Here is an 11912-nt window from a genome sequence, read left to right on the forward strand (position 1 = left end):
TTCCCTTGGGCGGTCTATCGTACCTCACCCTCGCCGATCAGTGCGAACGGTCCCCACATCGCAGGATAGGCATTGCGCGGCGACGAGGCATCGTCGAGATACGTCAACATGGCGCGGCGCAACGCTTGGGCACGACCGATGTTTGGTTCGTTTTTGAGCAGGGCGAAAGTCGACGTGGTCAAGCGGGTGGCAGCTTCCGAATCCACTGCCCAATGCGAGACCAGAAGCGCGCGCGCACCGGCATAGAAGAACGAGCGCGCCAATCCCGACAGGGCTTCTGCGCCGGGCTTGTCGCCGGCGATGGTGTTGCAGGCCGACAGCACCACCCAATCCGCATTGAGCTTGAGCTGGGCGACTTCGCTCGCGGTGAGAAGACCGTCGTCGAGTTCGGAGGGCTGATCGGGAATGGAGAGCGCAAGCGAGGGCTCGCCCAGTCCCTTGACGTCGCCGGCGACGAGACCGTGGGTGGCGAAGTAGATGATGCTGTATTGAGCAAGCGCTGCACGCTTGAGCGTCGTTTCGCTGGCATCGCGGCCGAGATGGATATCGACATCGCCTGCGCCGACATCCCTGGCCACCGCGTTCAGCTCGTCGGCAGTGTCAGGCAGTTGCGGCAACGCTTGCGCAAGCCGCGCACGATCGACGCCGGCGCCGCGCCAGAAGTCGGTATACGCAATCGTCGCGATGCTGCGTGCGGCGACCTTGCCGCTCGCTGCGCGACGATCGGCCGGCCCTTCGGCTGCGGGGTTGAACACGGGATCGCCGAAGCCGGTCATTGGCTTGACGCCCTGATCCTTGCGCGCAAAGGCCCGCAGTGATTTCAGGCTGATTACCGACGGCAGCACCGAGACGGCCTGACGCCGCAACAGCCAGGCGGCGTTGCGATAGCCTTCGAGCTTGTCCGGGATCGCAGCTTGCGGCTTCTCGGTGACGAGCAGATGAAACGGCAGTGCGGTCAGTGCGGCCGACGGCACCACCAAAAGGCTCCGCTTGTCCTTCGTCAGCGCCTCGACCGGGCCGAGCAGGGCGACATAGAGCTCGTTGGCGAGCGCGAGGTCGAACAGGCCGGATTTGCCGGAGGCATCGTGTGCCTTACCGACGTCGAGCCCCTTGCGGAACGCCGACACTTTCCGCGCCAGCGCGTCCGCGCCGAGCGGAATCTCCTTCCAGTCGACGCCCTCGCGCGTGATCGCGATGACATAGCCCTGCTTGTCCACGACGGAATAGATCGTCATCGCTTCATCGGCCGACAGCAACGGCTGGATGTCCTTCACCGCGAGCGGCAGCGGATTGGAGAGCGAGGCATAATCGGGAAACTCGACGGCGAGCGTCTTCTGCAACCCGGCGCGCTCGCTCGCGATCGCCGCGATCCGCGTGCGGCTGCGCTGCTCGGCCGCGACGTCGCGTTGCGCGGCTTGTTTGGACACCGCCGTGGTGATCGCCTTGTCGAGCGCCTCGGCCTCGGCCGCGAGATCCTGCTCCTTGCGCACGAGCTCGGCGAGCCGGTCGCTGCCGGCCGCAAGCCGCACCGCGAGCTTGTTCACGGCGGAGGCGGCGGAAGATTGCGTGCCGCGCTGGATCGCGGCCAGCGCCTCGTCAAGCGCCTTGTCGTCGGAGAGGAGATGCTGCTGCCGCGCGGAAAACAGGATCGGCAGCACCACACGCAGCTGTGCGTGGCCGCTGCGAAGCGTCCTTTCCGCCAGCGGCAGGGCATCGGCCGTGCGCCCGGAGACGTAGAGGAAATAAGCGAGGTTGCTGGTCGAGGTCACGACGTCAGGATGATCCGGCCCGAGCGCACGCTCGCGGATCGCAAGGGCGCGCCGGTAGAGCGGCTCGGCATCGGCATAACGCTGCTGATGCTCATAGAGCCCGGCGAGATTGTTCAGCGAACGCGCGACGTCGGGATGATCCGGCCCCAGCACCTTTTCGCGGATCGCGAGCGAGCGCTTGATCGGCGCCTCGGCCTCGGCATCGCGGTTGAGGTCGCGATCGACCTGACCGATGTTGTTCAGCACCGTGGCGACCGCGGGATGCTCGGGCCCGGCGGCCTTCTGGTAGATCGCGAGCGCCCGCTGGAACAGCGGCTCGGCGTCCGCAAAGTGCTCCTGCTTCACGTAGAGCGTGGCGAGATTGTTGAGGGCCTGGCCGACATCGGGATGCTCGCGCGACAGCGCCTTTTCGCGAATGGCGAGCGCGCGCTTGAACAGCGGCTCGGCTTCAGTGAAGCGGCCCTGCCGCTGATACAGCGCGGCGAGGTTGCTCAGCTCGGGCGCGATCAAGGCGGTGTCGAGGCCGAGCGACTTCTCCATCAGCGCGATGGCCCGCTTGTAGATCGGCTCGGCGAGGTCGTCGCGGCCCTGGCCGGCATAGACCTGGCCGAGATTGTTGAGCGCGGCGGAGAGTTCGCGGCCGTCGTTGCCCTTCTCCAGGCTCGCCACCATGGCCTGCGCCAGGGGCAGCGCCTCCGCATATTTGCCGGCCTGGTTGAGCGCGTTGATCCGCGCGCCCTGTGCGGCGAGATCGGCCTTCTGGGCAAGACCGGGCGTGGCAAGCGACGTGGTGATCGCGAGCGCCAGACCCGCGGCCAACGCCAAACGACGATGTGTCATGAACCCTCTCGCTGCCAGCCTTGAGACCATCACGGTCTTGGGTCGCAGCGATGGGCGGCGGCGTTCAAATGGTTGCGCCCTGGTCCATCTTCATGCGCGCTTCGCCAGCGAGGCGAACCAGCATCTTGCGGAGCGCCGTGCCATCGGTCACCCGCTCCGGAAACTCCAGCCGCAGCGCGGTCTGGCCGTCCTGCATGTCGAGGCCTTCAGGGTCACAGCCGGTGCAGCGCCAGTCGCCGGCGGCCGCGCCGAGCAGCCTGGTCGCGTAGAGGCCCATGGCGTCGCGGTGGTCGGCATTCATGTGCTCCACCGCGCCCCCCTCCGCCGCCAGCAGGTCCTCGGCACCGCTGAGGTCGGTGAGGAACTGCTCCGGCTTGAGGTCGACGATCCGGCCGAAGCCGGCCACCAGATGGGTTCCCGTGGGCCGGATCCTGAAGAACGAAAAATCCTTGAACGAAACAAAGGCTTCCGCTGATGGGTGGGCATTCAGATACCGCCGCTGAAGCAGATCCGTCTCGTCGCCGGCCTGCTCCGCCCGGCCGGACAGCATGATCCGGGCGCCCTCCAGCGGATCGCCGGCGGCACGCTCATCCAGCATCAAGGAGACCCGGCCATCTGCCAGGATGTTCCTGGTGTGCACGGCCAATCCTGAAATCAGCAGGATGGGCGAGCCATCCGGATGGCTCGCCAGATTGACCAGGGAACAATAGGGATCGCCGCTGCCCACCATCAACGTCGCGAGAGCGCCCTGCCGCGACCGCCTGAGCAGCGATTTGGCGAGCTTTCCGGGGTCGAAATCGGGGGTCGGTTGCATGGGCTTTCTCTGGTCAGGTGGTTGCAAAGGGGGTGTTTTTTCGGCTAAACGGGGATCCGGTTATGGGTCGGGATGCGGCGAATCTGCCGTGTTTCGTGGAACTTGGTCACACTTCAGCCCAGCTTGCATTGCTCGGTGACAAAGTTCGAACGCCAAGTTCGGGACCCATGTATGCGGCGCATCACTGGATTGCTCGCCGTTTCAAGCCACGACCCAAAACGGAAAGCAGAAAGCAGAGGCTCATGCCCACAATCGCTTTGGTCGACGACGACCGCAATATTCTCACATCCGTCTCGATCGCGCTGGAAGCCGAAGGCTACCGCATCATGACCTACACCGACGGCGCCTCCGCGCTCGACGGTTTTCGCACCACCCAACCGGACCTTGCCATCCTCGACATCAAGATGCCGCGCATGGACGGCATGGAGACGCTGCGCCGTCTCAGGCAGAAGTCCGACCTGCCGGTGATCTTCCTGACCTCCAAGGACGAAGAGATCGACGAGCTGTTCGGCCTCAAGATGGGCGCCGACGATTTCATCCGCAAACCATTTTCGCAGCGGCTGCTGGTCGAGCGCGTCAAGGCGGTGCTGCGCCGCTCGGCGCCGAAGGACCCGACCGTCGCGCCGAAGGAGAACGACGCCAAGGCGCTCGACCGCGGCCTTTTGCGCATGGATCCCGAACGCCATACCTGCACCTGGAAGAACGAGCCGGTGACGCTGACCGTCACCGAATTCCTGATCCTCCAGGCGCTCGCGACCCGGCCCGGCGTGGTGAAGAGCCGCAATGCGCTGATGGACGCCGCCTATGACGATCAGGTCTATGTCGACGACCGCACCATCGACAGCCACATCAAGCGGCTGCGCAAGAAGTTCAAGGTGGTCGACAACGAGTTCGAGATGATCGAGACGCTGTACGGCGTCGGCTATCGTTTCAAGGAAGCCTGAGGCAGCAGGCGCCTTCACGAATGTCCGGAGCATTGCCGGTTCTCGTTCCATCGGGACCGGGATGGCTCTAGGATGCGGGGACCTTCGCACGAGCTGTCCTAACGCGGGCGTAAGCATTGCTGGACCGAACGCAGCCTGACCCGAACCAGAGCGCCGAGGATATCGCATCCGACGGCGTTCCGGAGCACGTTGCCGAAGACAAGCCGGCCGCGCAGGGCTGGCGGCCGCTGAACTGGCTGAAGCGCGCCGGGCAGTTCTTCTTCGCACTGTCCTTCTCGAGCCTGACCCGCCGCATCGTCTCGCTCAACCTCGCCGGCCTCGTCGCGCTGGTGGCGAGCATCCTGTACCTGTCGCAGTTCCGCGCCGGCCTGATCGACGCGCGCGCGCAGAGCCTCCTGGTGCAGGCCGAGATCATCGCCGGCGCGATTGCAGCGTCCGCGACCGTGCAGACCAACGCCATTACCATCGACCCCGACCGGCTGCTCGACCTCAAGCCGGGCGAGACCTATGGCGGATCGGACGACTATTCGCCGCTGGATTTTCCGATCAATCCGGAGCGCGTGGCGCCGGTGTTGCGCACGCTGATCTCGCCGACCAAGACGCGCGCCCGCATCTACGATCCGAACGGCAGCCTGCTGGTCGACAGCCGCAGCCTCGATACCGTGGTGCGCCTGCCCCTGCCGTCGCTCTCCGCCGAGAAGCCCGGCATCGTCGAGCGCGGCATGGTCGCGGTGCGGACCTGGCTGAACCGCGGCGACCTGCCGCTCTATCGCGAACTCGGGCCCGAGAACGGCAATGGCTATGCGGAAGTGGCCGATGCGCTCCATGGCGAGAAGCGCTCGATGGTGCGGGTCAATCCGCGCGGCGAGGTGATCGTCTCGGTCGCGGTCCCCGTGCTGCGCTCGCGCGCCATCCACGGCGCGCTGATGCTGTCCACCCAGGGCGACGACATCGACCAGATGGTCACCGCCGAGCGCCTCGCCATCCTGAAAGTCGGCGGCGTCGCCGCCGCGGTCATGATCATGCTGTCGCTGCTGCTCGCCAGCACGATCGCCGGTCCCGTGCGCCGCCTCGCCGACAGCGCCGAGCGCGTCCGCCGCCGCATCAAGACCCGTGTCGAGATCCCCGACTTCACCCGCCGCCGCGACGAGATCGGCCATCTGTCCGGCGCGTTGCGCGACATGACCAATGCGCTCTACAGCCGCATCGAGGCGATCGAGATGTTCGCCGCCGACGTTGCGCACGAGCTGAAGAATCCGCTGACCTCGCTGCGCTCCGCGGTCGAGACGCTGCCGCTGGCGCGCAACGAGAACAGCCGCGCCCGCCTGCTCGAGGTGATCGAGCACGACGTCAAGCGGCTCGACCGCCTGATCTCGGACATCTCCGACGCCAGCCGGCTCGATGCCGAATTGCAGCGGCAGGACGCGGTTCCGGTCGATCTGCGCCGCCTGCTCGGCACGCTCGTCTCTGTGGCCAACGAAACCAAGCTCGGCCACGACGTCGCGGTCGAGGCGCGCTTCGAGGGTCGCGGGCCAAGCGACACGTTCGCCGTGACCGGCCACGACTCACGGCTCGGCCAGGTGGTCTCGAACCTGCTCTCCAACGCGCAATCCTTCTCGGAAGCCGGCAACAAGGTACGCCTCACCTGCCGCCGCGCGCGCGGCGAGATCGAGATCGTGGTCGACGATGACGGCCCCGGCATTCGCGATGACGCGCTGGAGCGCATCTTCGAGCGCTTCTACACCGACCGTCCGCATCAGGGCTTTGGCCAGAACTCCGGGCTCGGCCTGTCGATCTCCAAGCAGATCGTCGACGCCCATGGCGGGCGCATCTGGGCGGAGAACCGCCCCGGCCCCACGGACGCCGACGGCGAGCCGACGTTTGCCGGCGCGCGCTTCGTGGTGAGGCTGCCGGCGCTATGAGCGACGGCGGGCCCAGCGTGCACGCCTCCGCGGTCAAGGTAGGGAATCTGGCAGTGCTGATCCGCGGCCCGTCGGGCTCCGGCAAGTCGCGCCTTGCCTTCGATTTGATCATGGCGGGCCGCGCCGGCGTGGTCGAAAGGGCCGTTCTGGTCGGCGACGACCGTGTCCATCTGGCGACAGTCGGCGATGAAATTGAAGTCCGCCCCGCGCCGCCGCTGGCCGGCCTGATCGAAATCCGGGGCCTCGGAATCCGCCGCTGCGACTTCGTGGAGCATGCGACCGTCGGTCTCGTGGTCGACCTGGACGCCGCGGACGCGGAACGGCTGCCGCCAGCCGAATCCCTGAAAACAAGCATTTTAGGTGTCGAAATACCGCGAATCCCGGTTAGCCGCGACTATTCGCCCCTCCCACTGGTTGTCGCGGCCTTGACCACTACCAAGAGTTCATCTTCCGTTAATCCCTCAGGCGATTGTTTGAAGGGAAATGGTAACCATATGAACCCCACTATCGCGACCGAATAGACCGGCGCAGCTCCCCTTATCCATCCGTCTAAGTTCAGGGAGATACGCAACATCCCCTCTTGCGCAGGGGCTCTGGATGGTCAAAGTGGCGCGTTCGTGCGGTGCACCAAAAGCGCCCGCGAGGAGTTTTCCGATGATTGGTCTAGTACTTGTGACCCACGGGCGCCTTGCCGACGAATTCAAGGCAGCGCTTGAACATGTCATGGGCCCACAAAAGCAAATCGAAGCGATTACGATCGGCGCTGAAGACGATTCCGATCTATGCCGAAGCGACATCATCGAGGCGGTTAACCGCGTCGATTCCGGCGACGGCGTTGCGATCCTCACCGACATGTTCGGCGGCACGCCATCCAACCTGGCGATATCCTGCATGAGCCGGCCGAAGGTCGAAGTGCTCGCGGGCATCAACCTTCCGATGCTCGTGAAGCTCGCCAAGGTGCGCGAGGAACGCGCGCTGCCCGACGCGATCGCGATGGCCCAGGAAGCGGGTCGCAAATACGTCACCATCGCCAGCCGCGTGCTCGCCGGCAAATGAGCGACGACGCGCCGCAAGCCGGGACGGGCGTGCCCGCGGGCGCGATCTCCAAGGAGCTCCTGATCATCAACAAGCGCGGCCTGCACGCCCGCGCCTCGGCGAAATTCGTCCAGGCGGTCGAGCGCTTCAACGCGCAGGTGTGGGTGACGCGCGGCGGCGAGACCGTCGGCGGCACCTCGATCATGGGCCTGATGATGCTCGCCGCAGGACCCGGCACGACGATCACGGTCGCTGCGGCCGGTGCGGATGCCGACGCCGCGCTCGCGGCGATCACCGAGCTCGTTGAAAGCAAGTTCAACGAGGAAGGGATTTAACCCCCACCGTCATTCCGGGATGGTGCGACAGCACCAGACCTCAGATGCGCCATTGCGCATCGGGGAATCTCGAGATTCCGGGTTCGATGCTGCGCATCGCCCCGGAATGACCTTCGGTCACTTCCCCGGCGGCGCGATGTAGATGTTCCAGCTCATCGACGGACCGGCCTTGCCATGGGTGAAGCGGCGCGTCGTCATCACCATGCGCTCGGCGTTCGGCGCGGTCTCCGACACCCATTTCTCGAACGCCGGCAGGCGGCCGTCGGCCGGATCGAACACGCCGATGAAGCCGTATGTCCTGACGTCATCGCGCGAGATCAGCCCGGAATCCCAGGCTTCGATCGGCACGAGTGCGACCGGGTGGTCCGGGCTGTAGAACACCATCGGCTGGATCGATTCCATGGTGCCGGCGACGACCGCCCAGCGCGAGGCGAAGCGCGCGTGCCAGGCCTGCGTCAGCTCGCGTGCGAGGTCCGAGCGCGCGCCATAGGTCGCGGTGTTGCCGGCATTGGCGGCCATCTCGCGCGCGGCGATCCAGGGCGAGGCGGCGAGCGTCGCGACGCTCAGCACGAGCCAGATCGCGGCGATGTTGACCAGGGTCGCGCTCTGCACGCGCAGCGTCGGGATCGCGACCAGCGCCAGGGGCACCAGGAAGAACAGCGAGATGCCCCAATCGGTCTTCATGTAGATGCTGAAGGCGAGCGCGCCGAGCGGCGGGCCGACGGCGACGATGGTCTGGATGATCCAGACATTCAGCGCCTGCGAAAAATTGACCCCCGGATTGGGGCCACGCGCCCAGGCGCGCGTGACGATGCGCAAGGGCGCGCGCAAAAGCAGCGTGAACCAATGCGGCACCAGCGCCATGGCAAGCGCAGCGAGCGCTACGGGAAGGGCCAGCAACGCGAAATTATGCAGGAAGTAGCCGGCCACGAGCTGATGCACGAGACCGGCGTCCTCGAGGCTGTAGGTGTCGCCGGCATAGCTCAGCGGGACGAAATGCACGTCCGCCAGCCACACGATGTGCGGGATCATCGCCACGACAAGCGTCGCGATCGCCACCCACGGCGCCGGCGACAGCAGGAATTTCAAGCGGTCGGGATGGATCAACGCGGCAAGGCCGATGGCGCCGATCATGGTCAGCACCCAGTATTTGGTCATCAGCGCCAGCGCGGCGGCGAGCCCGAACCAGATGCCGGACTGCCAGCTGCGCTTCTCGAAGGCGTTGAGATAGGCGAGCACGAGCAGCGGCAGGGTGACGAGCTGGAGCAGGTCCGGGTTGTACTTGAAGCCCTTGAAATTGAAGATCGGGTAGAGCGCGACCATCACCACGACCAGGAACGCGCGCCGCGCGTCCACGACGCGCAAGCTCAGCAGCCAGCAGATCACCATGGCGACGCCGACCGTCGTCATGGCGAGCGCATAGGTCGCCCAGTCCGTCGCCGGGAACGCCTTGAACCAGAGGCCCGCGATCCAGCCCGACAGCGGCGGGTGCTTGCCGTACCCCCAGAGGAATTTCTGGCCCCAGCCATAGGCTTCCGCGACGTCCATGTGAACGTCCTGCGCTGCCTTGAGATTGATCAGGATGAAGGTCCAGAGCACCGCATGCAGGATCGCGAGCTGGATCACCAGCCACAGGCGGGCCTCCGGCCGGACCGCGCTGGCAACCAGCCAGGCCCGGAAGCGGTTGAAACTCACCCGGGTCTTCGCACGGGCACGGGCAGATGGGATTGAGGTCGTCGACATCAGCCGTTGCGTAGCGCGTTTTGGGCCACCGTGGAATCAGCTTGGCGTGAAGAAAGGCCCTGAAAATACAGCAATATGGTTGCCGCACGGGGATGTGAGTGGTATCCCGCGCCCATGACGACCGTCCCCATTTCCAACATCCGCAATTTCTCCATCGTCGCCCATATCGACCATGGCAAATCGACGCTGGCCGACCGCCTGATCCAGATGACCGGCGGCCTGTCCGACCGCGAAATGGCGGGCAAGGAGCAGGTGCTCGATTCCATGGACATCGAGCGCGAGCGCGGCATCACCATCAAGGCGCAGACGGTCCGGCTCGCCTACCACGCCAAGGACGGCAAGGACTACATCTTCAACCTGATGGACACGCCCGGCCATGTCGACTTCGCCTACGAAGTCTCGCGGTCGCTGGCGGCCTGCGAGGGTTCCCTGCTGGTGGTCGACGCCAGCCAGGGCGTCGAAGCGCAGACGCTCGCCAACGTCTACCAGGCGCTCGACAACAATCACGAGATCGTTCCGGTCCTGAACAAGGTCGATCTTCCGGCCGCCGAGCCCGAGAAGGTCAAGCAGCAGATCGAGGACGTCATCGGCATCGACGCCTCCGACGCCGTGATGATCTCGGCCAAGACCGGCCTCGGCGTTCCCGACGTGCTGGAAGCGATCGTCACCCGCCTGCCGCCGCCGAAGGGCGACCGCGACGCGACCTTGAAGGCGCTGCTGGTCGACAGCTGGTACGACGTCTATCTCGGCGTGGTCGTGCTGATCCGCGTCGTCGACGGCGTCATGAAGAAGGGTAGCCGCGTCCGCATGATGGGCACGGGCGCCGCCTACGACGTCGAGCGCGTCGGCTTCTTCACGCCGAAGATGACGCAGGTCGACGAGCTCGGCCCCGGCGAGATCGGCTTCATCACCGCCGCCATCAAGGAAGTCGCAGACACCCGCGTCGGCGACACCATCACCGACGACAGGAAGCCGGTTACCGAGATGCTGCCCGGCTTCAAGCCGGCGATCCCCGTGGTGTTCTGCGGACTGTTCCCGGTTGACGCCGACGATTTCGAGACGCTGCGCGCCGCGATGGGCAAGCTGCGCCTCAACGACGCCAGCTTCTCGTTCGAGATGGAGACCTCGGCCGCGCTCGGCTTCGGCTTCCGCTGCGGCTTCCTCGGCCTGCTGCATCTGGAGATCATCCAGGAGCGACTGTCGCGCGAATTCGATCTCAACCTGATCGCGACCGCGCCGAGCGTCATCTACAAGATGAAGTTGACCGACGGCACCGAGCTCGAGATCCACAATCCCGTCGACATGCCCGACGTGGTCAAGATCGAGGAGATCCAGGAGCCCTGGATCGAGGCGACGATCCTCACCCCGGACGAATATCTCGGCAGCGTGCTGAAGCTGTGCCAGGACCGCCGCGGCGCGCAGAAGGAGCTGACCTATGTCGGCGCCCGCGCGATGGTGAAATACGATCTGCCGCTCAACGAGGTCGTGTTCGACTTCTACGACCGGCTGAAATCGGTCTCCAAGGGCTACGCCTCGTTCGACTATCATCTCACCGACTACAAGCCGGCCGACCTCGTCAAGATGCAGATCCTGGTCAATGCCGAGCCGGTGGACGCGCTCTCCATGCTGGTGCATCGCACCCGCGCCGAAGGCCGCGGCCGCGCCATGGTCGAGAAGATGAAGGAGCTGATCCCGCCGCACATGTTCCAGATTCCGATCCAGGCGGCGATCGGCGGCAAGGTGATCGCCCGCGAGACGGTGCGCGCGCTGCGCAAGGACGTCACCGCGAAGTGCTACGGCGGCGACATCACGCGTAAGCGCAAGCTTCTGGAGAAGCAGAAGGAAGGCAAGAAGAAGATGCGGCAGTTCGGCAAGGTCGACATCCCGCAGGAAGCCTTCATTGCCGCGCTGAAGGTGGATAGCTGAGGCACCCCGGCTCGGGCTTTCACGGATACATCAGCCGCCGTCATGCCCGGGCTCGTCCCGCCTGCGGGGCCGAAGCCCCTTCGGCGAGGCGAAGGCCCGGGCATCCACGTTCCTGGTGCCGCTGAGAAGCCGTGGATGGCCGGGTCAAGCCCGGCCATGACGACGAAGCCAGGACCAGATTTCGTGACGAGATCGGTCCGGTCCGAGGCTTTTGCGACCGGACAACAAAAACCGCGAAAACAACCCCATGCACAGTAGCCGGCCTCTTGCCGGCATTGGGATTTTTCGAATTTTCGATTTTACGAAATTCGGTTGACCCGTCGGGCAAAACAGGGGCATGATGGCATCATGGCAGCGGGTGCGCAGCAGGCCTTCATCAGGGCGCACCATCTCGACCGCCGGCCGATTGGCGGCCTCTGATTTCGATATCCAGGCATCACGTCGGTAACGGCTTACGTCGGCTCCTGGCCCGTCAACCGACCTGCCACGCGCTTTTCCGTCATCCGCTTTGAGTGGTCGTAGATCTTGCCGGTGGCGATGGGGCGGGGTTGAAAAACGCTCTCAGCGGCGGCAATCTCGGCCTG

Annotated in this window: 9 protein-coding genes; 6 read left to right on the forward strand and 3 right to left on the reverse strand. The window is 65.4% G+C overall.

Going from position 1 to position 11912, the window contains the following annotated elements:
• Positions 1 to 14: 14 nt before the first annotated feature.
• Together A3M7_RS0131485 and A3M7_RS0131490 are read right to left on the reverse strand one after the other, a co-directional pair.
• On the reverse strand, positions 15 to 2609 hold the full coding sequence (locus tag A3M7_RS0131485) for a CHAT domain-containing tetratricopeptide repeat protein (RefSeq protein WP_027547508.1): 2595 nt from the start codon (positions 2607 to 2609) through the stop codon (positions 15 to 17).
• Positions 2610 to 2673: 64 nt separating this feature from the next.
• Positions 2674 to 3423 carry a HugZ family protein gene (locus A3M7_RS0131490; RefSeq protein WP_027547509.1) on the reverse strand — a complete coding sequence of 250 codons (750 nt, stop codon included), beginning with the start codon at positions 3421 to 3423 and terminating at the stop codon, positions 2674 to 2676.
• A 242-nt stretch (positions 3424 to 3665) separates the two neighbouring features.
• On the opposite strand from A3M7_RS0131490, the gene A3M7_RS0131495 reads away from it, so the two are divergent.
• The 5 genes from A3M7_RS0131495 (at position 3666) to A3M7_RS0131515 (ending at position 7659) form a co-directional block, all read left to right on the forward strand.
• Complete coding sequence (locus tag A3M7_RS0131495) at positions 3666 to 4367, forward strand: response regulator transcription factor (protein WP_008542552.1); 702 nt, start codon at positions 3666 to 3668, stop codon at positions 4365 to 4367.
• A gap of 116 nt (positions 4368 to 4483) precedes the next feature.
• Complete coding sequence (locus A3M7_RS0131500; protein ID WP_027547510.1) at positions 4484 to 6289, forward strand: sensor histidine kinase; 1806 nt, start codon at positions 4484 to 4486, stop codon at positions 6287 to 6289.
• Positions 6286 to 6810 carry an HPr kinase/phosphorylase gene (locus A3M7_RS0131505; RefSeq protein WP_027547511.1) on the forward strand — a complete coding sequence of 175 codons (525 nt, stop codon included), beginning with the start codon at positions 6286 to 6288 and terminating at the stop codon, positions 6808 to 6810. The genes A3M7_RS0131500 and A3M7_RS0131505 overlap by 4 nt, the downstream gene beginning before the upstream one ends.
• Before the next feature lie 133 nt (positions 6811 to 6943).
• Positions 6944 to 7345, forward strand: coding sequence for a PTS sugar transporter subunit IIA (locus A3M7_RS0131510; RefSeq protein ID WP_011090868.1), 402 nt, complete (start codon positions 6944 to 6946; stop codon positions 7343 to 7345).
• Complete coding sequence (locus A3M7_RS0131515; RefSeq protein WP_027547512.1) at positions 7342 to 7659, forward strand: HPr family phosphocarrier protein; 318 nt, start codon at positions 7342 to 7344, stop codon at positions 7657 to 7659. The genes A3M7_RS0131510 and A3M7_RS0131515 overlap by 4 nt, the downstream gene beginning before the upstream one ends.
• 117 nt (positions 7660 to 7776) lie before the next feature.
• On the opposite strand, the gene A3M7_RS0131520 is transcribed toward A3M7_RS0131515, so the two are convergent.
• A complete protein-coding gene (locus tag A3M7_RS0131520) occupies positions 7777 to 9402 on the reverse strand; it encodes a glycosyltransferase family 39 protein (RefSeq protein WP_027547513.1) in 1626 nt (541 codons plus the stop codon).
• A 114-nt stretch (positions 9403 to 9516) separates the two neighbouring features.
• On the opposite strand from A3M7_RS0131520, the gene lepA reads away from it, so the two are divergent.
• On the forward strand, positions 9517 to 11328 hold the full coding sequence (gene lepA, locus A3M7_RS0131525) for a translation elongation factor 4 (protein WP_027547514.1): 1812 nt from the start codon (positions 9517 to 9519) through the stop codon (positions 11326 to 11328).
• Positions 11329 to 11912 lie beyond the last annotated feature (584 nt).

This window comes from Bradyrhizobium sp. WSM2254, from assembly GCF_000472645.1.
Taxonomy (GTDB): domain Bacteria; phylum Pseudomonadota; class Alphaproteobacteria; order Rhizobiales; family Xanthobacteraceae; genus Bradyrhizobium; species Bradyrhizobium niftali.

Bases quoted from the DNA above. Each gene is read 5' to 3' on its own strand.
- A3M7_RS0131485 (WP_027547508.1), bottom strand. From the start codon at position 2,609: ATGACACATCGTCGTTTGGCGTTGGCCGCGGGTCTGGCGCTCGCGATC.
- A3M7_RS0131510 (WP_011090868.1), top strand. From the start codon at position 6,944: ATGATTGGTCTAGTACTTGTGACCCACGGGCGCCTTGCCGACGAATTC.
- A3M7_RS0131515 (WP_027547512.1), top strand. From the start codon at position 7,342: ATGAGCGACGACGCGCCGCAAGCCGGGACGGGCGTGCCCGCGGGCGCG.
- A3M7_RS0131490 (WP_027547509.1), bottom strand. From the start codon at position 3,423: ATGCAACCGACCCCCGATTTCGACCCCGGAAAGCTCGCCAAATCGCTG.
- A3M7_RS0131495 (WP_008542552.1), top strand. From the start codon at position 3,666: ATGCCCACAATCGCTTTGGTCGACGACGACCGCAATATTCTCACATCC.
- A3M7_RS0131520 (WP_027547513.1), bottom strand. From the start codon at position 9,402: ATGTCGACGACCTCAATCCCATCTGCCCGTGCCCGTGCGAAGACCCGG.
- lepA (WP_027547514.1), top strand. From the start codon at position 9,517: ATGACGACCGTCCCCATTTCCAACATCCGCAATTTCTCCATCGTCGCC.
- A3M7_RS0131505 (WP_027547511.1), top strand. From the start codon at position 6,286: ATGAGCGACGGCGGGCCCAGCGTGCACGCCTCCGCGGTCAAGGTAGGG.